Origin of the sequence: Lonsdalea quercina subsp. quercina (assembly GCF_000688695.1) — a bacterium.
In the GTDB taxonomy this organism is placed as follows: domain Bacteria; phylum Pseudomonadota; class Gammaproteobacteria; order Enterobacterales; family Enterobacteriaceae; genus Lonsdalea; species Lonsdalea quercina_D.
The window spans coordinates 249,907-273,298 of sequence record NZ_JIBQ01000004.1 but is presented as its reverse complement, the minus strand read 5'-3'; the positions used below and the strand labels follow the sequence as shown (position 1 = coordinate 273,298).

Genomic DNA, 23,392 nt, shown 5'->3' with positions numbered 1-23,392 from the left:
CGCCAGTGCGATAAAAATTCCTCTTCAATGTAAAAATCGCCACTGCGCTCCCTGATCACCCTATTGAATTAAATTATTTCTCTTTAGCCATAGATATTAGCCGGTAAAGCCTAAAATATAGTGTATACAAGGGGAAAGTTGCTCGCACACCCTTTTATCCTGCCCGGAAAATACCGGAACCCTAACCGATAACGATGATCCAATCAGCAAATGGGAGCTCAACGTGGTCTCACTTTTTGATAAAACGCAGTCGATAAGCCAGTCCGACGCGCTGCCAGGCCGGGCAACACCGATGCCTGTCGCCCGGCTTCATGTGGTCAATCAGCACTCGATGACGCATGTCCCGGAGGGCATGGACGTCGCTATTTTCGCCATGGGCTGTTTCTGGGGCGTAGAACGCCTGTTCTGGGAACAGGCAGGCGTTTACAGCACAGCGGCCGGCTACAGCGGCGGTTTCACGCCGAACCCGACCTACCGGGAAGTCTGTACCGGCAAAACCGGTCATGCGGAAGTCGTGCGGGTGGTGTTCGATCCGGCCATTATCAGCTACGAGAAGCTGCTGCAAATCTTTTGGGAAAATCACGATCCGGCTCAGGGGATGCGTCAGGGGGGAGATGTCGGCACGCAGTACCGTTCAGCCATCTACACGCTGACGGCACAGCAGGAACAGGCCGCGAAAGAGAGTCTGCAGCGCTTCCAGCAAGCGATGGCCGCCGCGGGCGATAAGCGAACGGTTTCCACCGAAATCGCGGAGGCCGGGCCGTTCTACTATGCGGAAGATGAGCATCAGCAGTATCTGTACAAAAATCCAGAAGGGTATTGCGGGCTAGGCGGCATCGGCGTTTGTCTGCCGCCGCAGCGCTGATTTCACTGCATGCCGTCGCGTAAAACCGGCGGCATTTTTTCCTCGTTGAAACCCTGTATCAGCGGCCCGCCGATCGCCGCACGCCAGTGCTGGCGGTTCTTTGAGCGCTCCTGCTATAATGCCGCCGACATGAGGCTGATAACCGGCCTTGTCCACGGCTCCCTGCCGTCGGTTCATGATTATTTTCCTTCCTGAGGATCGCCCTGTCTATTGAGGCAAAGCGAAAAAACTATGTTAAACAGTTTGTTATTAATTATTTTTCTTATCGCCGTAAGTGCGTTTTTCTCCGTATCTGAAATTTCCCTGGCTGCATCGCGCAAAATCAAGCTCAAACTCATGGCGGACGAGGGCAACCAGAACGCCGAACGAGTGATGAAGCTCCAGGAGACGCCCGGTATTTTCTTTACCGTGATTCAGATCGGCGTCAACGCCGTTGCCATTCTCGCCGGTATTGTCGGCGACGCCGCCTTCTCCCCCTACTTTAATATGCTGTTCGATAATGTGATGTCGCCGGAAATGGCCGAGCGCGTCAGCTTTATCTGCTCCTTCGTGCTGGTTACCAGCCTGTTTATTCTGCTTGGCGATTTGACGCCGAAACGCATAGGCATGATCGCCCCCGAAACGGTTGCCGTTCGGATCATCAACCCCATGCGCTTCTGTCTGCTGATCTTCCGACCGCTGGTATGGCTGTTTAATGGCTTGGCGAACATGATCTTCCGGATGCTGAAGCTGCCGATGGTGCGTAAGGACGACATTACGTCGGACGACATTTACGCGGTGGTGGAAGCTGGCGCGCTGGCCGGCGTGCTGCGCAAGCAGGAACATGAGCTGATCGAAAACGTGTTCGAGCTGGAATCCCGCACCGTCCCGTCCTCCATGACCTCTCGCGAAAGCGTGGTGTTCTTCGACCTGCATGCGGACGAAGAAAGCATCAAAGAGAAAATCGCCCAGCAACCGCACTCCAAATTCCTGGTTTGCGACGGCCATATCGATCAGATCGTCGGCTACGTCGATTCTAAAGACCTGTTGAACCGCGTGCTGGGCAATCAGAGCCTGGAACTGACCAGCGGCGTACAGATTCGCCCGGCGCTGATTGTGCCGGATACGCTGACTTTGTCCGAGGCGCTGGAAAGCTTCAAGACCGCAGGCGAAGACTTCGCGGTGATTCTGAATGAATATGCGCTGGTGGTCGGCATCATCACCCTCAACGACGTGATGACAACGCTGATGGGCGATTTGGTGGGACAGGGACTGGAAGAGCAGATTGTCGCCCGTGACGCCAACTCCTGGCTGATTGAGGGCGGCACGCCGATCGACGACGTGATGCGTGTGCTGAATATCGACGACTTCCCCCACTCCGGCAACTACGAAACCATCGGCGGTTTCATGATGTACACCCTGCGCAAAATCCCCAAGCGGACCGATTTCGTGCGTTTCGCGGGCTACAAGTTCGAAGTGGTGGATATCGACAGCTACAAGATTGATCAGCTGCTGGTCACGCGACTGGAAGATAAACCGGCCGGAAGCGCTGGCCCGGATATCACCATCGTGCAGCCGTAAAGCTGTCTTTCCTCCATTAAAAAAGGCCCGTAAAGGGCCTTTTTTGACGCTGGATAACCGCATGGCTTACCGGTCACCCTCATACCGGCGCAGATCCGAACCTGTTTTTTTTACACATCACGCATCAGTTCTTTGCATGTGTCGCAACAGTCCGGTCCGTCGTCTCCAACATCCTATAGCGAGGGCGGCAGTCGGCGTTAAGCCAGCTCTGACTGCAGTTTCATGACCTGACGGTTAACCTCAGACATGACTTCAAGATGCTGCTTGTCTTTCTTTTTCGGCAGTAAAATCTTGCCGTAGTCGAACTCAAAAGCACCAACCCCTTTGATGTACAACCGTCCGCGAAACAGAGTCTTCACGTATTTGGCGACTTTAAAAGGATTGTAGCGTTCGAAGATCCTCATACTTCCTCTCCTTACGTTGTTCCAGAAGTGCGTCTCCTGCCACCAACCCGGTACAGGGTGTATGACGCACCAAGCTTTATCCTACATTTAGGGTAGATATTTAATGGGAAGTTCCCTATAAGCCAGCATTATTTATCGCTTTTACATTAGTTTACGGAACAGAAAAACGCAAAATTTGATAAATCAGAATAAACCTTCAAATACCAGGGTGATACAGAACAGCATTCGCCAGCGGCGTCTTCCGCTATTTCAGCCAGCTCATTTATCCCGTGCGGTGTTATATCGTCTTTTTATGACGAAATGACGACAGCGCTTAAAGGTTTCGGACAATCCTCATAAAACTTTAACGCGCTTAATGTGAGAGAGGGTGTGAATAGCCATTGAAGGGCTCCGGGCCAGGCACTCCGGCCCGGAGAACCCTCAGACGGGATTAATACAGGGAGACGCGGAATCCGGGGTTGAGAAACGATTCGCGAGGAAGATAAGACAGCGGCTGTCCTTTCCAGTCATTGACCTGCGCGCCCGCCGCCAGCGCCACGGCATGCCCTGCGGCCGTATCCCATACGCTGGTGGGCCCGAAACGCGGATAAAGCTGCGCTTTTCCTTCCGCCACCAGGCAGAATTTCAGCGACGAACCGATAGCGACAGTTTGGTGATCGCCTAACTGGGCGAGGTAGTCCTGCAGTTCCGCATCCGCATGGGAACGGCTGACCACAACCAGCGGCGGACGAGCGTCCTGCACCTGGATCGGCAGACGGACGCCGCACTCCTCTTTCCAGGCTTTCCCTTCAGCTGCGGCGTACATCACGCCGGTCACTGGCACATAGACCACACCCAGCACCGGCTTACCGTCTTCGATCAGCGCGATATTGACGGTGAACTCACCGTTGCGACCAATAAACTCTTTTGTCCCGTCCAGCGGGTCCACCAGCCAATAACGCTGCCATTGCTGGCGTTCGGACCACGGCGGCGGATCTTCTTCAGACAACAGAGGGATCGTCGGATAGGCCGCCGTCAGCCCGCGGGCAATGACTTTGTGCGCGGCGATATCGGCGGCGGTCACCGGCGAGTCATCCTGCTTGTGTTTGACCTCAACCGGTTCCTGTCCTTCATAGATTTGCATGATGGCGTCACCCGCCTCACGCGCTAGCTGGCAAATATGATCTAGCATGATGTCTCCTCTCTACCGGTTGCCGAGGCCGCCTGACGCCCCGTCGGATAACGCTGAAAAGGGATGAGCCGGCCATAATCCTACAGGCGATGACCGCTTCCGCACGCTCATCATCTTCAGGGATGATACTTCATCTGTTCATCATGATTATATGGGATATGCCCTTCACTACCACCTCGTAAGGACACCTCATCCTAAGACAGGCCCAAGCATGGGCGTGAGGAAGACATTCACGTCTTGCAACGTCGTACCCGAGCGCTCTCGAAAGCTCTTCGTGTGATATCAGAAGCACGTCAGGGTCGCTGAGATTCAACCAACGGTGTGGATCTCCACGATTTCAAGGGATTCACGACTCGCTCCGCCAGGGGCCGGGGTGGGCTTAAAGGCCGAAAATGACAAGGGATGCCGCAATTGCTGGCATCCCTTAAGGTTCGTTAATGGCTGGTCTGACCGGACGGCATGGCGGGATAAGTTCGCCCCCCGCCTGAATGATGATTACCGTCGATGATCGTCGTCCCAATGGTGGCGACGCCCACGGTCGCGATCCCAGTCTCGGTCAGGCCCACGGTGGTGGCGCTCCTCCCGATAGACCCGCGGCGGCGGCTGCACGACAATCACTCTCGGCGGCGGCTCGTAGTAATGGCGCGGCGGCGGAGGCGGCCTGTGGTAATGGTGACGTTCACGCCAATAGTCAGGATCGCGCCAGTAGCGGCCATCCCAGTAGTAACCTCGTCTGTCGCGATCGCCAATGTGTAGCTGAACGCCCGGCAGCGACAGACTCAGGCTGTCGGCTTGCGCGGCGGGCGCCGTATACATCACGCTAACCAAAACGGCAGCGAACAACAGCGGTTTAATCATCGTTATACCCTCTGCATAGCCGCGATGCGGCGTATGCCAACGGTATACGGGGATTCCCCCCGGCGCTCTATCGGAAAATGGCTAATTTCCTGTTATTAAGCTTACACCAGCATTTCCTGCCACAAAAAGGCCGTCAGGCCATACAGAGTCGAACAAAATTCGTTCATCATGCCTGCCAGTGGTGACAAAACACCTGATGTTCCGCCGCCACCCGACTCTCCTCAGGCACCCGCTGTCGGCAGAGCTCGCTGGCCTGCGGGCAGCGCGGCGCAAAGGCGCAGCCCGCAGGTAAGTGAGCCAGATCCGGCGGCGCGCCAGAGATGCTGACCAGACGACTGCCTTTTTCCAGCCCGCCTTGCGGCCGGGTGCCGAGCAGCACGCGCGTATAGGGGTGACGCGGGCTGTGCATCAGCTCGGCCAACGGCGCCTGCTCAACAATGCGTCCGCCATACATCACCGCGACCCGGTCGGCGACTTCCACCGCCGCGCCGATATCGTGCGTCACGAAAATGATCGACAGGCCCAGCTGCTGCTGTAGTTCGCGTAGCAGGATCAGAATCTGGATCTGCACCGTGGCATCCAGCGCCGTCGTCGGTTCGTCGGCCAATAACAGCTGCGGCTGACAGGCCAGCGCCAGTGCAATCATGGCGCGCTGCCGCATCCCGCCGGACAGTTCATGCGGATAGGCGCCAAGCCGCTGTTCCGGACTGGGGATCCTGACCCGCCGCAGCGCGTCCAGCGCTATCTCGCGCGCCTGCTGGCGGGAAACGGCGCGATGCCTGCGCACGGTTTCCATAATCTGCTGACCGATGGTATAGACCGGATCCAGCGCCAGCAGCGGCTCCTGAAAAATCATCGCCACCGTCGGTCCACGCAGCGCCCGCAGTTCGCGCGGCGACAGCGCCATCACATCCTGACCGGCAATACGGATCCGACCGTCGATCGTGGTGGTCCGTGCCGGGTGCAGGCGCATCAACGCGCGCAGCGTGACGCTCTTGCCGGAGCCGGATTCGCCGATCAACGCCAGCACTTCTCCGCGTCCCAGCGCCAGGCTCACGCCGTTCACCGCGGATAACGTCTGATCGCCGCGCCGAAACTTTACCTGCAGATCGTCCACTGCCATTAAGGGTTGTGCCGTCATTCAAACCTCCTCAGCCGAGAGTCCGGCAGCGCTGAGCGAATGCCCGGCATCCAGTTCTACCATCAAACAAGCCACCTGATGCCCGTCGCCGCAGGAGGACATGATGGGTTTTCGCTGCGCGCACACCGCTTCAGCGTGCGGACAGCGGGTATGAAAGCGACAGCCGGAGGGCGGCCGGATCGGGCTGGGCGGATCGCCGATCAGCGGCGCTTGCTGAGTTCGCGCGCCGGGATCCATCGACGGCATCGAACTCAGCAATGCGCGCGTGTAGGGATGACGAGCCTGCACAAACAGACTTTCCGCGGGGCCGACCTCCACCACTTCCCCCAGATACATCACCATGATGCGGTCGGACAGATAGCGCACCACATGCAGGTCGTGACTGATGAAGACATAGGTCAGGTTCATACTCTCTTTCAAGTCCAGCAGCAGGTTGATGACCTGCGCCTCGACGGACTTATCCAGCGCCGATACCGCTTCATCCAGGATCACCAGCCGCGGTTCAACCGCCAGCGCCCGGGCGATATTGACGCGCTGCCGCTGGCCGCCGGAGAGTTCATGCGGGTAGCGACCGGCAAAGCGCGCGGGGTCCAGCCCCACCTTGTCCAGCAAATCGCGCGCGCGACGTTTCGCCTCCGCGGCTGGCACCCCGTGAACCGACGGTCCGAAGGCAATCGCCGCCTGCATGGTCAGACGTGGATTCAGCGAGGAGTAGCTGTCCTGAAACACCATCTGCACCTGTCGTCGGTAGTCGCGCAGAGAAAGCTGGCTGCCGCCCACCGTCAGCCCGTCGAAAATCAGCTCGCCGCTATCCTGCTCGATCAGCTGCATCAACACGCGGGCGGTCGTCGACTTTCCACAGCCGGATTCACCGACGACGCCCAAGGTTTCCCCTTTCATCACGCTGAACGCGATACCATCCAGCGCGCGCACCCGCTCGGCTTTGCCCAGTCCGCCTTTTAACGGGAAGTGTTTAACCAAGTCGGCGCCAATCAGCAGCGGCTGAGCGGGACCGCCAATATCCTGAGGATTCATCGCATCAGCTCCTTATCGCCATCGCGATCCGCAGTCGATCGGCGAGGAGGTTGAAAGAGATCGACGTGATAAAGATCATCGCGCCCGGCAGCGCCGATACCCACGGCTGGGTATAGATTGCCGTACGCAGGGTATTCAGCATCAGCCCCCACTCCGGCTCCGGCGGCTTCACGCCCAGTCCAAGGAACGACAGGCCGGACGCGAGGATCATCGACACCGAGATCAATCCAGTCGAGAACACAAAAATCGGTCCCAACACATTCCCTAACACCTGAGTGCGGATGATGACCCACGCAGACGCGCCGGACGCGCGCGCGGCTTCGATATAGTCGCGGTTGCGCACCTGGGTCGTGACGCTTTCCGCGATACGGGTCACCTGTGGCACGAACACCAGCGTCAGGGACAGCAGCGCGTTGCCCACGCCCGCCCCCATCGCGCCGGAGAGCGCAATCGCCAGCAGCACGGAAGGAAACGCATAGAAGACGTCGATGGTGCGCATGATCAGCGTATTCAGCCATCCGCCCGCATACCCGGCGACGATGCCGATCGCAGAGCCGATAAAAAACGCGAGGATCACCGGCGTAATCCCCATGAACAATGACAGACGCGCGCCCAGCATCAGCCGCGACAGCATGTCTCGTCCCAGTTCATCGGTGCCGAGTGGATAGCCGGGCGTGCCGATGGGCTTCAGGCGTTTGAACATGGAGGTGGTGTAGGGATCGCCATGAACCAGCCAGGGGCCGAAAATCGCCAGCAGCAATAGCACCATGATGACGCCGCCGACGCACCACGCCGTGGGATCTTTCGCCATCCTTTTTCCCACTTCCCGCCAATAGCCGGAAGAGCGGTCGATGGTCACCGTTTCGGCCACCGGAGAGGGCGCAACGCCGATATTCACACTCATGCTCAGCCCCTTTTAATTCGCGGATCGATGAGCGTTTGCAACACATCCACCAGCAGGTTTAACACAACGAAAAACAGCGCCAGAACCCAGATGGTGCCCTGCAACAGCGGCAGATCGCGTTGAAAAATCGCCGAGTTAAGCAGCATCCCGGTCCCCGGCCACGAGAAGACCGTTTCGACCAGAATTGAACCGCCCATCAGATAACCGACCTGTAGGCCCATCACCGCCATAGCGGTCGGGGCCGCATTCTTCGCCACGTGGCGAAACAGCGTCAGTTCGCTCATGCCTTTGGCCCGCAGCCCGACGATAAACTCCTGAGATAGCGTTTCCGCCACCTGCGCCCGCACCGTGCGCGCGATGATGCCGGTGGGGATCACCGACAGCGTAATTGCGGGCAGCAGCATAAATCGCAGATGCGCCCAGTCCCACGCCCAGCCCCCTTCGCCTAACGGACCGCCGCCGGTCGCGGGCAGCCAGTTGAGCTGTGATGAGAACACAATGACCAGCAGCATCCCCAGCCAGTAGTGCGGCACGCTGACGCCGAAAACCGACAGCACCGAGGCCAGCCGGTCCAGCCAGCTGTCCTGAAAATACCCCGCGACGAAGCCGAAGAAGCTGCCGAGCAGAAAACCAATCAGCGTCGCCAGCACCGCCAGTCGCAGCGAGTACCCGACGGCGTTCATCACCTCGACGAAAACCGGCCGACCGCTGGCGATAGACATCCCCAAATCGCCCTGCACGGCGTGCCACAGCCATAGCCCAAACTGCACGGGCAACGGCCGGTCAAAACCGTAGTCACGAATCAGCTGCTGACGCAGTGTTTCCGAGGCGTCCGGCGGCATGACCGATACCAGCGGATCGCCCGGCGTCATGTGCACCAGCATGAAACACACCAGCGCCACCCCCAGCAGAATGGGCGTCGCCAGCAGCAGACGGCGGATCAGATAGACAAACATGGCTCCTCCGCATTGGGATTAGATGCCGCCCGAACAAGGGCGGCAGACGATATCACTCCGCTTTTTTGGCGGGCAGCGTCAGGTCAATCATCCAGCTCTGCGCCTGCACGACGCCGGTCACGGCAGGAGAAATGGCGCGCGGCGCCATGTCGTGCCCGACGAACAGGAACGGCGTTTCATCCACCATCGCCGTATGAAGTTCGGCCGCGGCGGCATCCAGCGCGGCGGGCTCGAAGGCATTGCGGGTTTTGGTGATCAACGCCTCGATCTGCGGCGTGGAGAAATATCCCCAGTTGGTGGAGATGGGCGGGAAAGTTTTTTCACTGGCGAAACGCATCATGCCGAAGTACGGGTCCATCACCGCCGCGCTGACGTTAATGGCATTCGCCCCCTGCGCCGCCGGGTCTTTGGCGCCGAGCCGCCAGCCGCTAAACAGCGTATTCCACTCCGTGACCTGAATATTGACGTTGAAATAGCAGGCTTTCAGGCTCTGCTGAATGAACTCGTTCATCGGCAGCGGCTGCATTTGTCCCGAACCGGAAGCGGACGTCAGAACTTTGACCGACAGCGGCTTGCTCTCGCTGTAACCCGCCTCCTGCATTAACTGACGCGCCGCGTCCGCGTCATAGCGGATCTTGAACTGCGGATGGCCGTACCACGGCGAATCCTTTTCATAAATGCCGGTGGCCTCCTGCATATAACCGCCGAGGTATGACTTCAGCTCACTGCGGTCGATACACAAGTTGGCCGCCTGCCGCACGCGTTTGTCCCGCCACGGCGAACCGGGCGCGAACGAGAACTGCCACGGCCAGAGGTGCGGCTGCGCATTGGCGTAGATCTTGAAACCGCGGCTCTTGATCTGATCCATCGCATCCGGCGCGGGCGCTTCAATCCAGTCCACCTGACCGGACAACAACGCCGCCGTACGGGCATTGGCCTCCGGCAGCGGCACCAAAATCAGATGGTCGACTTTCGGAACGCGTTTGCTGTCCCAATAGTCCGGGTTTTTATCGAGCGTAAGCTGCTGGCGCGGGACCAGCTTATTCATCTTGAACGGCCCCGTCCCGACGGCTTTGGCGGCAAACGCGGTCCAGGCCTGTTTCGCGCGCTCAGCCCGGTCGGTCACCGAGGCCGGTACGGCATCAAACGCCTGCTGCCAGGCGGCGGGGGAAACAATAAATAGGTTCGTGAGGTTGTACGGTAGAATCGCATCCGGCTCGGTGGTGGTGAGCTCCACCGTCAGATCGTCAATCTTACGTGCGGACGCCAGCGTCGGCATGCGGGACGCCGTCGTGCCGATCTGCGCCGGGGCGAACTGGACGGAAGCCTTGTTCAGCACCTTATCCACGTTCCATACGACCGCATCGGCATTGAACGACGTGCCATCGTGAAACTTCACGCCCGGACGTAGCGTGAAGGTCCATTTGGTCGGGTCGTCCGGATTGACTTTCCAGGCCGTCGCCAGACCGGGCGCCAGTCCGCTGGGCTTTTCGCTTTGTGACAGATCCCACTGCGTCAGCGAATCATAAAGCGTGATGCCGGTAAAACGGTTGCCTTCGTACCCCTGATCGGGCTGACCCAGCGTCAGCGGAATATCCGCCGCCGTCATGCCAATACGCAACGTGCTTTCGGCGCGAGCGGCCGCCGGCAGCGTCGCCCCCACCAGCAGAACGGCCAGAGCCAAACGAGTCAGAGAAAACGAGGGGCCGGAACAGTGTTCTTTCATCAGCAGCATTCCTTGGTGTGGTGGAGGTTTCCTCCACCTGCACGCAAGCTGCGTACCAACTCTACTTGCAAACGATAGCTTTAACTTATTGAAAGTCGGTATATCGTCGAATTTCAATTAATTAGCCGCGTAAACAATCGGTGTAAGCCTTTTTTGAAAGAAAAAACCGGGTAAGTCGTGATGCAAGCCAAACTTTCCCACAGGCATTCGGTGGATACTCTCGCCCGCCGCAGACGGCTTCCCCCATCCGCGCTGTTTGGCTCTTCGCTGGTGCATCCTCAGGGTGTTTTTCACCAAAAAGAGGCGAAAGACTCAGGCTTTAGGCGGATTTTTCGTTTCAACGTTCGTCATTTATTGCATCGGGTAACAAAATGAAAGGCGGCGATGAAGCCGATATTTTCTGGTATGTCATTTGCTTCTCACAGGCAGAAGTCGATGGACGCCGATTCAGGCCGGCATGACGACAATGATGTGGCAGGGATACCCACCGCCAACCGTTATACGGCCCTCGGCACGGTGAGCAGCACCTGCGGACAAGGTATTCGCGATAGGCCGTCAAACTCGCTCTCACTTCCCACTCTTTTGTGCCGCGTGCTGTCAGCATATTGCGGCGATAGCGCCAGCGCTTTGCTTGCCTTCAGCACGCCGACACCTTCAACGAGCAGGAAACGCTCTTTGTTTCAATGAGGAAATATATGAAGAAAATCGTCTTTGCCGCCTCTACGCTACTGGCTGCGTCTTTTAGCGCGGCTTCAGCCGACAGCCAGTACGTCTCGGACTGGTGGCACCAGAGCGTCAACGTGGTCGGCAGCTACCATACCCGTTTCGGACCTCAGCTGAATAACGACCTTTATCTGGAATACGAAGCCTTCGCCAAAACAGACTGGCTGGACTTTTACGGCTATGTAGATGTTCCCAAATCGTTTGGCGTCGGCAACACGCCCGACAGCGGCATCTGGGACAAAGGCTCTCCGCTGTTTATGGAAATCGAACCTCGTTTCTCCCTCGACAGCCTGACCGGCACCGATCTCAGCGTGGGTCCCTTCAAACAGTGGTACTTTGCCAATAACTATATTTACGACCTGGGGCATAACGCCGACGGACGTCAAAATACCTGGTATATGGGGCTAGGCACCGATATTGATACCGGCCTGCCGATCAATCTATCGCTCAACGTGTACGCCAAATATCAGTGGGAAAACTACCAGGCGGCCAATGAAAATCAGTGGGATGGCTATCGCATCAAGGTGAAATATTTTGTACCGCTGACGCCGCTGTGGGGCGGCAATTTGAGCTACATCGGTTTTACTAACTTCGACTTCGGTTCCGATTTGGCTAAAGACAGCAACTGGGTCGACGGCAATGGAAAACGGGTGCGGACCAGCAACGCCATCGCCTCCAGCCATATCCTGGCGCTGGGCTACGACCACTGGCACTACGCCCTTGTCGCGCGCTATTTCCATCACGGCGGACAGTGGCAGGATGGCGCGGAGATTGGAACGCCGCAGGGGCCGATCAAATCGACCGGATGGGGGTATTACGCCATGGTGGGGTATAACTTCTAACGATGCGCGTCGACGTTCGGCGTCATCGCAATAAAACCGGATGTCAGACAGCCCGTCGACTGTCTGACATCTTCCTGAATTACAGGATTTCCAGCAGCTCGACTTCAAAAATCAGCGCGCTGAACGGCGGGATGGACGCGCCAGCGCCACGTTCGCCATACGCCAGTTCCTGCGGGATATAGAGCTCCCACTTGGAACCAACCGGCATCAGAGTCAGTGCTTCCACCCAACCGGGGATAACGCCGCTCACCGGGAATTCCGCCGGCTGGCCGCGCTGTACGGAGCTGTCGAAGACCGTACCGTCAATCAGACGACCGGTATAGTGCACACGCACGCGATCCTGACGGGCGGGAATATCGCCCTCGCCCTGAGTCAGAACGCGGAACTGAAGACCGGACTCAGTGCTGCTCACGCCTTCTTTCTGCGCATTCTCTTCCAGGAAACGCTGACCTTCTACTGCCAGCTCACGCTGACGTTCGCGACGCACCGCGTCCGCACGTTCATGGACTTCACGCAGCGCACGGTGAACGACGTCGACCGGTACGGCGGGCGCCTGTCCGTCAAGAGCATCACGCAGGCCGGCGACCAGCGCTTCAGGAAGCAGACCTTCCAGACCCGACTCCTGTAACTGTTGACCGATCTGCAGGCCGATGCCGTAGCTTGCCTGGGCTTCTACGCTGTCATAAGAAGGCGTTGTCATTGATGTTCCTTTTTCTGTAAAAAATAGCGAGCGTGCAGCATAACAGCGTGAGGTTTATGGGTAAAATTTTCTCTGTCCGGCCCCGCCGGACGCGCACTGACACACCTTGTGACCGATAGCGTGGACTCCGCCCCAAAAGCGCGCTGACTTACTGGCTATCCTTAAAGGATTACCGATATACTCAAGGCGTTTTTACCTTACACGGTAGCAAGAGAGGTCATCATGGGCAGAATCGCGCCCAGGAGAAGTAAAAACCGCTGGGATTCCCGTATGCTGTGGCAATCCTGCCAGCGTTGGTGGCGCCAACGGCCCTGGCCGTTCAGCATCGCTGATGAGACGCCAGCGCGGAGATCGTCCGCATCTTCCGCCGCGCGGCGCAATCCTTATGGCCGAATCTCGCTGCTGTTGCGTCAGCTGTGGCATCTGCCGGACGGCTTTCAGTGGATGGAGCCGTTGCCCTATCCGCATCGCCGCTGGCTGCTGATTGCGGCGGCGTTGCTGCTGATCGTGCTGCTCTGGCCCTATTCTCCCACCCCGCAGCCCACGCGCGTCGCCAACCCAACGAACGTTCCGCTGACCTCTGAACCGGCACCGGTTCAAGCCAGGTTGACGGATCCGGCGCCGCGTGCTGACTCAGTCCCCGCGCAGGAACAACCTGAAGCGCCTCCTGCCGCTGCCGAAAAACCGTGGCAAAACTATCAGATAGCCGCGGGACAAACCTTGGCGCAGCTCTTCCGCGATCATAACCTCCCGGTCAACGATGTGTTCGCGATGGCGCAGGTTGAAGGTAACGACAAACCGCTCAGCAGCCTTCATGCGGGACAAAAGGTCAGGCTGCGGCTGAATGCGCAGGACGTCGTGTCGGAATTAGAGATTGATACGACGGATAACCAGACGGTGCAGTTCGTCCGTCAGCCGGACGGCGCATTTGTTCGTACACGCTAGACGTCGCGTGATGACGGAATAAAAAATCAGAAGTCGTAAGAAAGCGGGCGCTTTCTGTCAGCGGGGAGCGCCTGTTGTCACTACAGGTCCAAACTCGATTTTCCTCCCCCAGAAATGCAAAACGCTGGCACAAGGCCAGCGTTTTACGACGTTAACGTCAGCGTAAATTACGCTTCAGCAACGATAACCACGTTCAGCTTAGCGAAAACGTCGCTGTGAACCTGGAAGCTCACTTCGTGTTCGCCCAGAGTACGCAGAACGCCTTCCGGCAGACGGACTTCGCTTTTCGCAACTTCAACGCCTGCAGCGGTAACCGCATCAGCGATGTCACGAGTACCGATAGAACCGAACAGTTTACCTTCATCACCTGCTTTGGAAGCGATGGTGACGTTAGCCAGTTCGTTCAGTTTAGCGGCGCGAGCTTCAGCTGCGGCCAGAACGTCAGCCAGTTTGGCTTCCAGTTCAGCGCGACGAGCTTCGAAGAACTCAACGTTTTTCTTGGTTGCCGGCACAGCTTTGCCCTGCGGAACCAGGAAGTTACGAGCGTAGCCCGCTTTAACGTTTACCTGGTCGCCCAGGCTGCCCAGGTTTGCTACTTTATCAAGCAGAATAACTTGCATTACCTTATCCTCTCAAAGTCTTGTTATTAGACAGCGGCCGATTACTGATGACGATCGGTGTACGGCAGCAAAGACAGGTAGCGCGCGCGCTTGATAGCACGGGCCAGTTGACGCTGATATTTTGCACGCGTACCGGTGATACGGCTCGGTACAATTTTACCACTTTCAGTGATGTAGTTTTTCAGCGTAGCGATGTCTTTATAGTCAATCTCTTGAACGCCTTCCGCGGTGAAACGGCAGAACTTGCGACGACGGAAATAACGTGCCATTTGGCTAGTCTCCAGAATCTATCAATTCAATCTGCTCGGCATGTAAGACAACTTTGTTCAGGCCATTGCGCCCTTGGTGGCAACTGATGAAACCATGAACAATGAGTTGCATGCCGACCGTTATACTGTGAGTTATTGCTTGTGACTGATGTCCACTGACAACCACGGGCATACGACACCATGCTTGCCGGTTTAATCCGGCTTCCTCTTGCAAAGAACGGTGCTCAAGCACGAACTGGCAGTGAGGAATACCTGAAGGACTGACTTTTCGAATGGGCGTCTTGCACACGGTGCCGGACAATACCAGTCGATTCGTCTTCGTCACGGCAAATTACTCTGCAGAATCCCCAGCTTCAGCATCATCGCTGGTTTCTGCGAAATCTTCACGACGCTCGCGGCGCTCGTCTTTCGCTTTTACCATCGGAGAAGCTTCAGTTACCGCGTGTTTAACGCGCATAACCATGCTGCGGATAACGGCGTCGTTGAAGCGGAAGTTTGTTTCCAGCTCATCGATCACTTCCTGCGGCGCTTCCACGTTCATCAGAACGTAGTGAGCTTTGTGCAGTTTGTTGATCGGGTAAGCCAGCTGACGGCGGCCCCAGTCTTCCAGACGGTGGATCGTACCTTCAGCACCAGTGATAGCACCGGTGTAACGTTCGATCATACCTGGAACCTGTTCGCTTTGGTCAGGATGAACCATAAAAACGATTTCGTAATGACGCATCGAATTGCTCCTTACGGATTATTCAGCCTCCTGTCAGGGTCAGCCGCGGCCCATGGAAGCAAGGAACGTAGTTGTGTGCGGCCGAAAAAATGACGCGCAATTATAAGTGCCCCGAACAGGTAACACAAGCGGCAATGTGGTGAAGGAGCAGAAAGGCCGCGCATGAAATACGCGGCCTTGGGGTAAACGACGCGATCGGCGACAGGCCGAAGGCGTCGGCTCATAGGTGCTGGCGGAAAAAGCGGGCTCCCGCCCGCAGCGCGGTGGGGGTGATTTTATGGCCGATATCAGCCTCTGTCAGATAAGTCACGTTCACGTCCAGCTCACGTCCTGCCAGCGCCTGATACAAGCGCTCGGTATCGCCGGCCGGCACCAGCGTATCCGCCAGCCCATGCCACAGCAGCAGCGGTCTGTCGGACACCTTATCCAACTGATGACCCACGTCGAAAGGCGCTAGCTGTTCCGCCAGCGCCGCCAACCGCGGCGCGTTCTGAGGTTCATCCGGCGCGACCGGCGGAAACAGAGAACGAGACAGCGACGACACATAGCCCGACCCCATAAAGGCCCCTACCACGTTGATCCATGGATACTGCGTCATCGACGCCAGCGCCGTCATCCCACCCAACGAGGCCCCGCAGACGCCAATTCGTCCCTCTTCAATCAATCCCAACTGACGAAAATGCGCCACGTACTCCGGCAGCTCTCGGACATTCTGCTGAAAAATATCCCAGAAATGACGCAGACGCCGCGCCTCATCGCCGTCGAATCGCGCGCCATGCATCGGAGCATCCGGGGAGACCACGCGAAATCCGGCATGCGCCAGCGCGTAGGCGAAATAGGAGTACACCTCCTTCGAGGAGGTAAAGCCGTGAAAGAAGAAAACGGTGGGCAGAGGCTCCGCCTGTTTTCCTGACGGCGTAGCGTGTAACGCCTCAACGCCGTTTATCGTCATTACTGAGATTTCGACCATCACTGCCCTCTCCCTTTATCGCTCATCCACCCGCCCGCCAGAGCCGTCAGCGGCGCGTTCACTCTCATTACCATAGCGCCAAACACACCGGTGGGATAAAAAGAAATCCCCCTACCATAGATAAAAAACGGCAAAGCGGGCCCGTGCGATACCGCATAGCGCCCCGCAGGCTAACCGAAGGGTTCGAAGCGCTCGCCTTTGAAAACCCGAACGGGGTTGCCACGCTCAACCTGCTGGTGGCCGCGATGTCGCTGCTCCCGCAAGGCCGCCGTCCGCTGCTGGTGCTGCCGCCGTAACCGCCACTCGATCAGCTGAAGCGCCAGACGGCGATTGGCATGCTGACTGCGCTCGCTTTGCACCCGTACGCTTATCCCGCTGGCGACATGCGTCGCGCGAACGGCAGACTCGGTTTTGTTGACGTGCTGACCGCCGTGACCAGAAGAACGGAGCGTCTCGATACGGATCTCCCCATCCGTGAACGTGTGCTGCGGCGTGAAACGCTGCACGCCGATAAACCAGTTTTTACGTCCCGGACCTTTACGCCAAGGGCTGGGACAAATCCACTGCAACGTTCCACACCATGCATTCGCCAGCACGGCCTCGGCGTCGCCCTGAAGTAAGACCAGCGCCGATCGCAACGTTCCCGGCCGGTCTCCTGGTTCGCTTTCCACCATCTCCAGCGTGACGGATAAAGCGTGCGCCTCACGTGTTAGCGTGTGTAATGCCTTGGCGGTCGCCAACATGCACTCGTCAGGCCCTTGCGCGGCGGATAGCTGCAAAAAAATCATGCTGCGCCTCCCCGCGTTTTGTACGTCAACAGCGGTTTCAAACGCGCGATCGGTGTAATAAGTCCCGCGCCCTCCAGCGAGGCGATGACCGTATCAATCGACTTGTACGCCTGAGGCGCTTCCTGAAACATCAACGACTTGTCCTGACAGATGACGCGGCTGCCCAGCGCGGTGCGCGCCAGATCCTGCACGCTGTAACGCTGTTCAAGCCGCGCTTTGCATTCGGCGCGCATCCATTTACGACCTGCGCCATGCGCCAAAGAGAACAAGCTCGCCGCATCAGGCTTCGGCTGTACCAGATAGCTGTAATCGCCGCGGGAACCGGGTATGACGACCGGTTCAGCGTCGGACGGCGTGGCGCCTTTGCGATGCAGCCAGCCGGTCTCGCCATCGATAGTGGTCGGCGTCACCAGATTGTGAGTCACATCCAGCAAAGCTTCGCCTTCCGCATGCCAACGTTGCAACATGCGGCGGGCGATGCACTGCCGGTTGAACTCGGCAAAGCGCAGCGCCTGCTGATGCTGCCGCCAGTAATCATCGGCTTCGGGCGAGCCTTCCAGTACGCCTTGATGACCGTGCTTGCGCAGGTGCCGTTCCAGAATCGCCTGACCAAGCCCGCGCGACCCGCTGTGAACTAACAGCAACAACCGTCGTGCATCCGGCATCAGTGATTCGAAGAGCGACGGCTGGTAGACCCGATCCACCTGTTGCAGCTCCGCAAAATGATTTCCGCCTCCCAGCGTCCCGAGAGAAAACCGGTGAGGCAGCATATCGTCAGGCACATCCGGCACGTCATCCAACGGACCGTCGATATTGCCGAGCCTTTTCTCCAGCTTATCGAGAGATATTTTTCCGGCCTGCAAGCCGGTGCGCCAAAGCGCCATGCCGCAGCCGATGTCGTTGCCGACCAGCGCAGGATAAAAACGGCGGAGAGAGAAAAAAGCGGCCCCGATGGGGTAACCGCGACCCGGATGCAGGTCCGGCATGCCGGACACTCGCGCCATATCCGGCAGACCGGCGGTAGCGGTCAATTGCTGAATGGCGGTATCATCAATCCAGGTGTTTTGCGACGCGATCACATTCACGCGCGCAGAGATAAAGCGAATCGTATTGCCCATAGATCAATCCTGTTGATCAATTAAAAAAAAGAATTCGTGGGCAGGCAGGGCCGGGACAATACGCGAAGAAAAAGAGAACTGCGGTGATTAATCCTGACGTTGCCTGCAAAGGGTTGAATGTGAATAAGTCATACTGAACCTCCTTTGCAATGCGATAGGTGAGTGAAAATGAAAACGACAGAATATTACGACTGCGGCAACGCACCTCGCAAGCGAAAAATGAGGAATAACAGCCGTACATCCAGCAAAAAATGCGACAAAACAGGCATCAAGGCCACCGTTATGTCTGCGCATCAGCGTGTCAGCAAGGCGCTGCTGCCGGGACGTCGGGTGTCGCGGCGAGCGTTTTCAGCATGGCTATTTTTGACGCGCAACGCATTACGGCGACCCGCACGCTGGCGACTGGCGATATTTTCATGTTCTCTGCTACTCTCCGCCTGCGGCCTGAACACGCCGGAGCCAGCGCCGCCGCCCGGTCAACAGGCGATTGAGATCACCCGGCAGCAGAGCCTGTCAGTGGATAGAATCGACTCGCTTTCTGTTATTGTGCGCGGGAGTCCTGATGACGCGGACAGAGAAGTACAGCGCCTGGCCAATCTGCGCGGCGCGCAGTATTACCAGATTGTCAGCCGGACGGAGAGCGAAAAGCTGAACCCCGGCGTCTGGAGAGCCTTTGCCGTGCTGTACAGGCAACCGGCGGCCCAGAGACCCTGAAACCACCCGATTGAGAGGATGTAATGAAGAAAATACTGGCCATCGCCATTCTGCTGTTCAGTGCGGGTTCCGCCACTGCAGCCACCACGACCACCGCGCCCTGCCGCAGTCTGGAATGGAATTTATGGGTGGAGTCCGAACTGAATATTCTCGGCCAATCGCAAATCAATGTGCAGATTGGTTCGACGACCTGGCAGCAGGCGGTAGAGAGTAAACTGGCGGCGAGATCCTGGCCGAATAAGACGTCAGTACTTTGGTGTAACGCGGTTGAGCAGCGCATCGCGGCCAAATCGTCATCCACCACCACCACCGCGAAATAAAACAGGTCAGCGGGAGCGCTCGCTCCCGCCACAACAATCCGCCTCAGCTGCGCTGGCGCACCGCTTCGAACAGACACACGCCGGTCGCGACCGACACATTCAGCGAAGAGACGCTGCCCGCCATCGGAATGCTGATCAGCTCATCGCAATGCTCGCGCGTCAATCGACGCATCCCTTCGCCTTCCGCTCCCATCACCAGCGCCATCGGCCCGGTCAGTTTGCTTTGGTACAAAGTATGGTCGGCCTCGCCCGCCGTACCCACGATCCACACGTTGTGCTCTTGCAGCAAACGTAGCGTGCGCGCCAGATTGGTGACGCGAATCAGCGGCACGCTTTCCGCTGCGCCGCAGGCGACTTTTTTCGCCGTGGCGTTCAACTGAGCGGAACGGTCGCGCGGAACAATCACCGCATTCACGCCCGCCGCATCCGCGCTGCGCAAACACGCGCCCAGGTTATGGGGGTCGGTCACGCCGTCCAGCACCAGCAGGAACGGTGCGTCGAGGGCGGCCAGCAGTTCAGGCAAATCGTTTTCCTGAAACTGGCGGCCCGGCTTGACGTTAGCGATGATCCCCTGATGTACGGCACCCTCGACTTTGCTGTCGAGCCATTGGCGGTTGGCGACCTGCACGGCAATACCGTTGGATTCCAGCTCGGCGATGACCGGCTGCAGACGACGGTCTTCTCGACCTTTCAGGATGAACACTTCGAGAAAACGCTGTGGGTCGCGCTCCAGCAGGGCTTTCACCGCGTGGATACCGTAGATAATTTCGCTCATTGATACTCTTTTGACAGATAACACGGGCGGCGAACCGCCCGCGATGTTGATAATGGATACGCTTCTAGCCTGATGATGCGCAGTGTTAGCCGGGGGATATTCCCCCCCGCGCCGACGCTACGCTTATCGCCGGGCGTCAGGCCTTATTCCGCGGCGGGCTTTTTGCCTGCTCGCTTGGCCTTGGTGGCGGCTGCGATCTTACGCGTTTTCTGCGCGTTCTTCTTGGCTCTGGACGGCGTTTTTTTCCCGCCGTCAGCCGCCTTCCCTTTTTTCGCGCCGTCGTTATCCTTGCGGAAAGCACTGTCCGGCTCGAAGTTGACGCGCTTATTGGCAGGCTTACGGCGGCGAGGGGATTGGGNGTCTTTTCCGTCGCTTTGCTTCATCCGGTCACGTGCGGTTTTACCTTCGCCGCGCACTTTCCGCGTAGAAGAGACCAGCGCGAAATCGATATTCCGCTCGTCCATATGCACCGCTTCGACGCGGATTTCTACGACATCGCCCAACCGGTAGACCTGACCGCGCGATTCGCCAATCAGACGCTGGCCGATATTATCATAACGGTAGTAGTCATTATCCAGCGACGAGACGTGGACCAACCCATCGATAAACAGATCGTTGAGCCGCACAAAGAAGCCGAATCCGGTGACGCTGGAGATCACGCCGGTGAAGACCTCGCCCACATGATCCTGCATGAAGTCGCATTTCAGCCAGTCCGCCACGTCACGCGTCGCTTCATCCGCACGACGTTCCGTCATAGAACAGTGTTGGCCCAATTGCAGACATTCCGCCATCTCGCTGTGCCAACCGCCGGTCGCGGTGGAGCGCGCTTTACGATCGCTCAGCAGGTACTTGATGGCCCGATGTAAGGAGAGATCGGGGTAGCGACGGATCGGCGAGGTGAAGTGCGCGTAGGAGGTCAGCGCCAGACCGAAGTGCCCGCGGTTTTCCGGATCGTAAACCGCCTGCTTCATCGAACGCAGCAGCATGGTCTGCAACATGTCGCGGTCGGGGCGATCGGCCAGCTGCGTCATCAGCTCCGCATAGTCCTGAGGCTGTGGCTTCATACCGCCTTTCAGCGTCAGGCCCAGCTCGCCCAGCACGCTGCGCAGCGCCAGCACGTGGTCTTCGGTAGGACGATCGTGCACGCGGAACAGCGCAGGCTCTTCGTGTTTTTCGACAAACTTGGCCGCCGCGATATTCGCCAAAATCATGCACTCTTCAATCAGCTTGTGCGCATCGTTGCGCACGACGGCTTCCACGCGATCGATACGGCGGTCGGCGTTGAAAATAAACTTCGCCTCTTCCGTTTCAAACGCGATGCCGCCCCGCTGTTCACGGGCTTTGTCCAGCACTTTGTACATCTCGTGCAACTCTTCCAGCGCGCCGACCAGCGGCTGGTAATGCGCACGCAGCGCTTCGTCGCCCTGCAGAATATTCCACACCTTGGTATAGGTGAGGCGCGCATGAGAGCTCATCACCGCTTCGTAGAATTTATAGGAGGAGAGCCGTCCCTGTGCGGAGATGGTCATTTCACACACCATGCACAGACGGTCCACCTGCGGATTCAGCGAGCACAGACCGTTGGAAAGCGCTTCCGGCAGCATCGGCACCACCTGAGACGGGAAGTAGACCGACGTGCCGCGGGCGCGCGCTTCGGTGTCGAGCGGCGTATTCGGACGCACGTAATAGCTGACGTCCGCAATCGCCACCCAAAGACGCCAGCCGCCGCCGCGTTTCTTCTGGCAGAAAACGGCATCATCGAAGTCACGGGCATCTTCGCCATCAATCGTCACCAACGGCAGCTGACGCAAATCGATGCGTCCCTGTTTGGAGCTTTCCGGCACCTCGCTGCTGTATTCACCGACCTGCTCTTCGACCTCCAGCGGCCAGGCATGCGGGATATCATGGGTGCGCAGCGCGATATCCACCGCCAGCCCGGTTCCCATATTTTCGCCCAGCACTTCCACGATCTGACCGACCGCCTTGGAGCGACGGGTGGCGCGCTGCGTCAGCTCGACCACCACCACCGACCCCATGCGGGCGCCGGACACCGACTCGGGCGGAATCAGGATATCGAAGCTCAGACGGCTGTCGTCCGGCACCACAAAGCCCGTACCAGCTTCGGTAAAGTAACGGCCGACGATCTGGCTGGNCCGCGGCTCAAGAACGCGGACGATGCGTCCTTCTCTGCGGCCTTTACGGTCTTCTCCGAGGGGCTGGGCCAGTACGACGTCGCCGTGTATCGTTGTTTTCATCTGTTCGGCGGACAGGTACAGGTCGTCCTTGCGACCCTCGACGCGCAGGAAACCGAAGCCGTCGCGATGGCCCATGACCGTACCGCGAAGCAAATCCAGTTTTTCAGGCAGGGCGTAGCATTTACGGCGGGTAAAGACGAGTTGGCCGTCACGCTCCATCGCTCTCAGGCGGCGACGCAGCGCTTCTTGTTGTTCGTCAGACGTCAGGTCCAGATCTTTGGCCAGTTCTTCACGACTGATAGGGGTATCTCGCTTGGCGAGGTGCGCCAGAATGTATTCTCGGCTAGGAATCGGTGATTCGTATTTTTCTGCTTCTCGTTCCAGAAATGGATCTTGTGACATTAAGTTTCCTCCGTTGTCATCGGCAGGTGGCTGAATGGCTTGCTTATTCAACCAGAAGTAATTGGTATAGCGGCGGATTTTCTTTCACCATATCAGCCAGCGTGTAACTGTCCAGCTCCTGCAGGAAACTCTGCACTGCCTGATGAAGGGCCTGCTTGAGACGGCAGGCGGAAGTTATGTGACACATATCGCGATCGCAGTTGACCAAGGTCAGCGGTTCCAGTTCTCGCAACACATCGCTGATGCGGATGGTAGCCGGGTCACGGCCCAGTCGAATGCCGCCGTTTTTGCCACGGACCGCGTTAATCAGCCCGGCACGGCTCAGTTGATTGATAATTTTGACCATATGATTGCGTGAGACGCCGTAAACGTTGGTCACTTCGGTAATACTGGTCATTTTTCCTTCCGGCAACGACGCCAGGTAGATCAGCGCTCGCAGGCCGTAATCCGTAAAACGTGTTAACTGCACATTCACCTCTGGGGACATTTTCGGGTGTCGCTGAGGAAGCCGCCCCGTGCTTTCAGGTTCCCCGCCGTGCTACGCAACTCAACATTCGTAACGGCATCTCACACTACATGCTCATTTTTTATCAGCAGATAATAAACCAGCGGCAAACATCAGGGCCAATTATTTAACGTTTAACGACAATTTCACTCCATTTTTCCC

General features: G+C 57.9%; 25 protein-coding genes. 6 read left to right on the top strand and 19 right to left on the bottom strand.

What is annotated here, in order from left to right:
• The first annotated feature begins 223 nt into the window (after positions 1–223).
• Both msrA and paeA read left to right on the top strand, forming a co-directional pair.
• Complete coding sequence (gene msrA, locus SB13_RS04520) at positions 224–865, top strand: peptide-methionine (S)-S-oxide reductase MsrA (protein WP_026739213.1); 642 nt, start codon at positions 224–226, stop codon at positions 863–865.
• Positions 866–1,096: 231 nt separating this feature from the next.
• A complete protein-coding gene (gene paeA / locus SB13_RS04510) occupies positions 1,097–2,425 on the top strand; it encodes a polyamine export protein PaeA (protein ID WP_026739211.1) in 1,329 nt (442 codons plus the stop codon).
• A gap of 197 nt (positions 2,426–2,622) precedes the next feature.
• Here paeA and SB13_RS04505 read toward each other — a convergent pair whose 3' ends face one another.
• From SB13_RS04505 to SB13_RS04470, 8 genes are all read right to left on the bottom strand, one after another.
• On the bottom strand, positions 2,623–2,829 hold the full coding sequence (locus SB13_RS04505; RefSeq protein ID WP_026739210.1) for a DUF1107 domain-containing protein: 207 nt from the start codon (positions 2,827–2,829) through the stop codon (positions 2,623–2,625).
• 430 nt (positions 2,830–3,259) lie between these two features.
• On the bottom strand, positions 3,260–4,000 hold the full coding sequence (gene cysQ / locus SB13_RS04500) for a 3'(2'),5'-bisphosphate nucleotidase CysQ (RefSeq protein WP_026739209.1): 741 nt from the start codon (positions 3,998–4,000) through the stop codon (positions 3,260–3,262).
• A gap of 495 nt (positions 4,001–4,495) precedes the next feature.
• The gene (locus SB13_RS04495; protein ID WP_036150835.1) at positions 4,496–4,858 is read right to left on the bottom strand and encodes a DUF2502 domain-containing protein; all 363 of its coding nucleotides are present in this window, start codon (positions 4,856–4,858) and stop codon (positions 4,496–4,498) included.
• 166 nt (positions 4,859–5,024) lie between these two features.
• Entirely contained in the window at positions 5,025–5,999 is a 975-nt protein-coding gene (locus SB13_RS04490) for an ABC transporter ATP-binding protein (RefSeq protein ID WP_026739208.1), read from the bottom strand.
• A complete protein-coding gene (locus tag SB13_RS04485) occupies positions 6,000–7,034 on the bottom strand; it encodes an ABC transporter ATP-binding protein (protein WP_026739207.1) in 1,035 nt (344 codons plus the stop codon). It lies immediately after the preceding gene.
• Between the two features lie 4 nt (positions 7,035–7,038).
• A complete protein-coding gene (locus SB13_RS04480) occupies positions 7,039–7,938 on the bottom strand; it encodes an ABC transporter permease (protein ID WP_081821821.1) in 900 nt (299 codons plus the stop codon).
• 2 nt (positions 7,939–7,940) lie between these two features.
• Entirely contained in the window at positions 7,941–8,894 is a 954-nt protein-coding gene (locus tag SB13_RS04475) for an ABC transporter permease (protein ID WP_026739205.1), read from the bottom strand.
• A 52-nt stretch (positions 8,895–8,946) separates the two neighbouring features.
• Positions 8,947–10,620, bottom strand: a complete 1,674-nt coding sequence (locus SB13_RS04470) for an ABC transporter substrate-binding protein (RefSeq protein ID WP_051616554.1) — start codon at positions 10,618–10,620, stop codon at positions 8,947–8,949.
• 695 nt (positions 10,621–11,315) lie between these two features.
• Here SB13_RS04470 and SB13_RS04465 point away from each other — a divergent pair.
• Positions 11,316–12,185: a nucleoside-specific channel-forming protein Tsx gene (locus tag SB13_RS04465; RefSeq protein WP_026739203.1), complete on the top strand. Its 870-nt coding sequence runs from the start codon at positions 11,316–11,318 to the stop codon at positions 12,183–12,185.
• A gap of 79 nt (positions 12,186–12,264) precedes the next feature.
• Here SB13_RS04465 and fklB read toward each other — a convergent pair whose 3' ends face one another.
• Positions 12,265–12,885 (bottom strand): FKBP-type peptidyl-prolyl cis-trans isomerase, encoded by a 621-nt coding sequence (gene fklB, locus SB13_RS04460; RefSeq protein ID WP_026739202.1) that lies wholly within the window; start codon positions 12,883–12,885, stop codon positions 12,265–12,267.
• A 222-nt stretch (positions 12,886–13,107) separates the two neighbouring features.
• Here fklB and SB13_RS04455 point away from each other — a divergent pair, with 222 nt between their 5' ends.
• Positions 13,108–13,830 (top strand): LysM-like peptidoglycan-binding domain-containing protein, encoded by a 723-nt coding sequence (locus SB13_RS04455; RefSeq protein WP_026739201.1) that lies wholly within the window; start codon positions 13,108–13,110, stop codon positions 13,828–13,830.
• 167 nt (positions 13,831–13,997) lie between these two features.
• Here the strand turns inward: SB13_RS04455 and rplI are convergent, their stop codons facing one another.
• The 7 genes from rplI to SB13_RS04425 form a co-directional block, all read right to left on the bottom strand.
• The gene (gene rplI, locus SB13_RS04450; protein ID WP_026739200.1) at positions 13,998–14,450 is read right to left on the bottom strand and encodes a 50S ribosomal protein L9; all 453 of its coding nucleotides are present in this window, start codon (positions 14,448–14,450) and stop codon (positions 13,998–14,000) included.
• A gap of 41 nt (positions 14,451–14,491) precedes the next feature.
• Positions 14,492–14,719: a 30S ribosomal protein S18 gene (gene rpsR / locus SB13_RS04445; RefSeq protein ID WP_000135199.1), complete on the bottom strand. Its 228-nt coding sequence runs from the start codon at positions 14,717–14,719 to the stop codon at positions 14,492–14,494.
• 4 nt (positions 14,720–14,723) lie between these two features.
• Positions 14,724–15,044, bottom strand: a complete 321-nt coding sequence (gene priB, locus SB13_RS17185) for a primosomal replication protein N (protein WP_072000202.1) — start codon at positions 15,042–15,044, stop codon at positions 14,724–14,726.
• A gap of 6 nt (positions 15,045–15,050) precedes the next feature.
• Positions 15,051–15,443 carry a 30S ribosomal protein S6 gene (rpsF, locus tag SB13_RS04440; RefSeq protein WP_026739199.1) on the bottom strand — a complete coding sequence of 131 codons (393 nt, stop codon included), beginning with the start codon at positions 15,441–15,443 and terminating at the stop codon, positions 15,051–15,053.
• A gap of 220 nt (positions 15,444–15,663) precedes the next feature.
• A complete protein-coding gene (gene yjfP / locus SB13_RS04435; protein WP_026739198.1) occupies positions 15,664–16,413 on the bottom strand; it encodes an esterase in 750 nt (249 codons plus the stop codon).
• Between the two features lie 170 nt (positions 16,414–16,583).
• The gene (prfH, locus tag SB13_RS04430; protein WP_026739197.1) at positions 16,584–17,201 is read right to left on the bottom strand and encodes a peptide chain release factor H; all 618 of its coding nucleotides are present in this window, start codon (positions 17,199–17,201) and stop codon (positions 16,584–16,586) included.
• Positions 17,198–18,319, bottom strand: coding sequence for an RNA ligase RtcB family protein (locus SB13_RS04425; protein WP_026739196.1), 1,122 nt, complete (start codon positions 18,317–18,319; stop codon positions 17,198–17,200). The genes prfH and SB13_RS04425 overlap by 4 nt, the downstream gene beginning before the upstream one ends.
• Positions 18,320–18,487: 168 nt before the next feature.
• Between SB13_RS04425 and SB13_RS04420 the strand changes: the two genes are divergently transcribed.
• Entirely contained in the window at positions 18,488–19,033 is a 546-nt protein-coding gene (locus SB13_RS04420) for a bioflm peroxide resistance protein BsmA (RefSeq protein ID WP_235202362.1), read from the top strand.
• A 23-nt stretch (positions 19,034–19,056) separates the two neighbouring features.
• Entirely contained in the window at positions 19,057–19,353 is a 297-nt protein-coding gene (locus tag SB13_RS04415; RefSeq protein WP_026739194.1) for a hypothetical protein, read from the top strand.
• Positions 19,354–19,396: 43 nt separating this feature from the next.
• Here SB13_RS04415 and rlmB read toward each other — a convergent pair whose 3' ends face one another.
• The 3 genes from rlmB to nsrR all read right to left on the bottom strand — a co-directional run bounded on the left by rlmB (position 19,397) and on the right by nsrR (position 23,194).
• Positions 19,397–20,128 carry a 23S rRNA (guanosine(2251)-2'-O)-methyltransferase RlmB gene (gene rlmB, locus SB13_RS04410; RefSeq protein WP_026739193.1) on the bottom strand — a complete coding sequence of 244 codons (732 nt, stop codon included), beginning with the start codon at positions 20,126–20,128 and terminating at the stop codon, positions 19,397–19,399.
• 143 nt (positions 20,129–20,271) lie between these two features.
• The gene (gene rnr, locus SB13_RS04405; RefSeq protein WP_026739192.1) at positions 20,272–22,725 is read right to left on the bottom strand and encodes a ribonuclease R; all 2,454 of its coding nucleotides are present in this window, start codon (positions 22,723–22,725) and stop codon (positions 20,272–20,274) included.
• A 43-nt stretch (positions 22,726–22,768) separates the two neighbouring features.
• Positions 22,769–23,194, bottom strand: a complete 426-nt coding sequence (gene nsrR / locus SB13_RS04400) for a nitric oxide-sensing transcriptional repressor NsrR (RefSeq protein WP_026739191.1) — start codon at positions 23,192–23,194, stop codon at positions 22,769–22,771.
• Positions 23,195–23,392 lie beyond the last annotated feature (198 nt).

Excerpts from the sequence above, each read along its gene's own strand:
- SB13_RS04425 (WP_026739196.1), bottom strand. The coding sequence starts at position 18,319 with ATGGGCAATACGATTCGCTTTATCTCTGCGCGCGTGAATGTGATCGCG.
- SB13_RS04415 (WP_026739194.1), top strand. The coding sequence starts at position 19,057 with ATGAAGAAAATACTGGCCATCGCCATTCTGCTGTTCAGTGCGGGTTCC.
- rpsR (WP_000135199.1), bottom strand. The coding sequence starts at position 14,719 with ATGGCACGTTATTTCCGTCGTCGCAAGTTCTGCCGTTTCACCGCGGAA.
- rlmB (WP_026739193.1), bottom strand. The coding sequence starts at position 20,128 with ATGAGCGAAATTATCTACGGTATCCACGCGGTGAAAGCCCTGCTGGAG.
- rpsF (WP_026739199.1), bottom strand. The coding sequence starts at position 15,443 with ATGCGTCATTACGAAATCGTTTTTATGGTTCATCCTGACCAAAGCGAA.
- SB13_RS04490 (WP_026739208.1), bottom strand. The coding sequence starts at position 5,999 with ATGACGGCACAACCCTTAATGGCAGTGGACGATCTGCAGGTAAAGTTT.
- SB13_RS04485 (WP_026739207.1), bottom strand. The coding sequence starts at position 7,034 with ATGAATCCTCAGGATATTGGCGGTCCCGCTCAGCCGCTGCTGATTGGC.
- SB13_RS04420 (WP_235202362.1), top strand. The coding sequence starts at position 18,488 with ATGAAAACGACAGAATATTACGACTGCGGCAACGCACCTCGCAAGCGA.
- SB13_RS04465 (WP_026739203.1), top strand. The coding sequence starts at position 11,316 with ATGAAGAAAATCGTCTTTGCCGCCTCTACGCTACTGGCTGCGTCTTTT.
- SB13_RS04495 (WP_036150835.1), bottom strand. The coding sequence starts at position 4,858 with ATGATTAAACCGCTGTTGTTCGCTGCCGTTTTGGTTAGCGTGATGTAT.
- paeA (WP_026739211.1), top strand. The coding sequence starts at position 1,097 with ATGTTAAACAGTTTGTTATTAATTATTTTTCTTATCGCCGTAAGTGCG.
- prfH (WP_026739197.1), bottom strand. The coding sequence starts at position 17,201 with ATGATTTTTTTGCAGCTATCCGCCGCGCAAGGGCCTGACGAGTGCATG.
- SB13_RS04505 (WP_026739210.1), bottom strand. The coding sequence starts at position 2,829 with ATGAGGATCTTCGAACGCTACAATCCTTTTAAAGTCGCCAAATACGTG.
- SB13_RS04475 (WP_026739205.1), bottom strand. The coding sequence starts at position 8,894 with ATGTTTGTCTATCTGATCCGCCGTCTGCTGCTGGCGACGCCCATTCTG.
- SB13_RS04480 (WP_081821821.1), bottom strand. The coding sequence starts at position 7,938 with ATGAGTGTGAATATCGGCGTTGCGCCCTCTCCGGTGGCCGAAACGGTG.
- SB13_RS04455 (WP_026739201.1), top strand. The coding sequence starts at position 13,108 with ATGGGCAGAATCGCGCCCAGGAGAAGTAAAAACCGCTGGGATTCCCGT.
- rplI (WP_026739200.1), bottom strand. The coding sequence starts at position 14,450 with ATGCAAGTTATTCTGCTTGATAAAGTAGCAAACCTGGGCAGCCTGGGC.
- yjfP (WP_026739198.1), bottom strand. The coding sequence starts at position 16,413 with ATGGTCGAAATCTCAGTAATGACGATAAACGGCGTTGAGGCGTTACAC.
- cysQ (WP_026739209.1), bottom strand. The coding sequence starts at position 4,000 with ATGCTAGATCATATTTGCCAGCTAGCGCGTGAGGCGGGTGACGCCATC.
- fklB (WP_026739202.1), bottom strand. The coding sequence starts at position 12,885 with ATGACAACGCCTTCTTATGACAGCGTAGAAGCCCAGGCAAGCTACGGC.
- SB13_RS04470 (WP_051616554.1), bottom strand. The coding sequence starts at position 10,620 with ATGAAAGAACACTGTTCCGGCCCCTCGTTTTCTCTGACTCGTTTGGCT.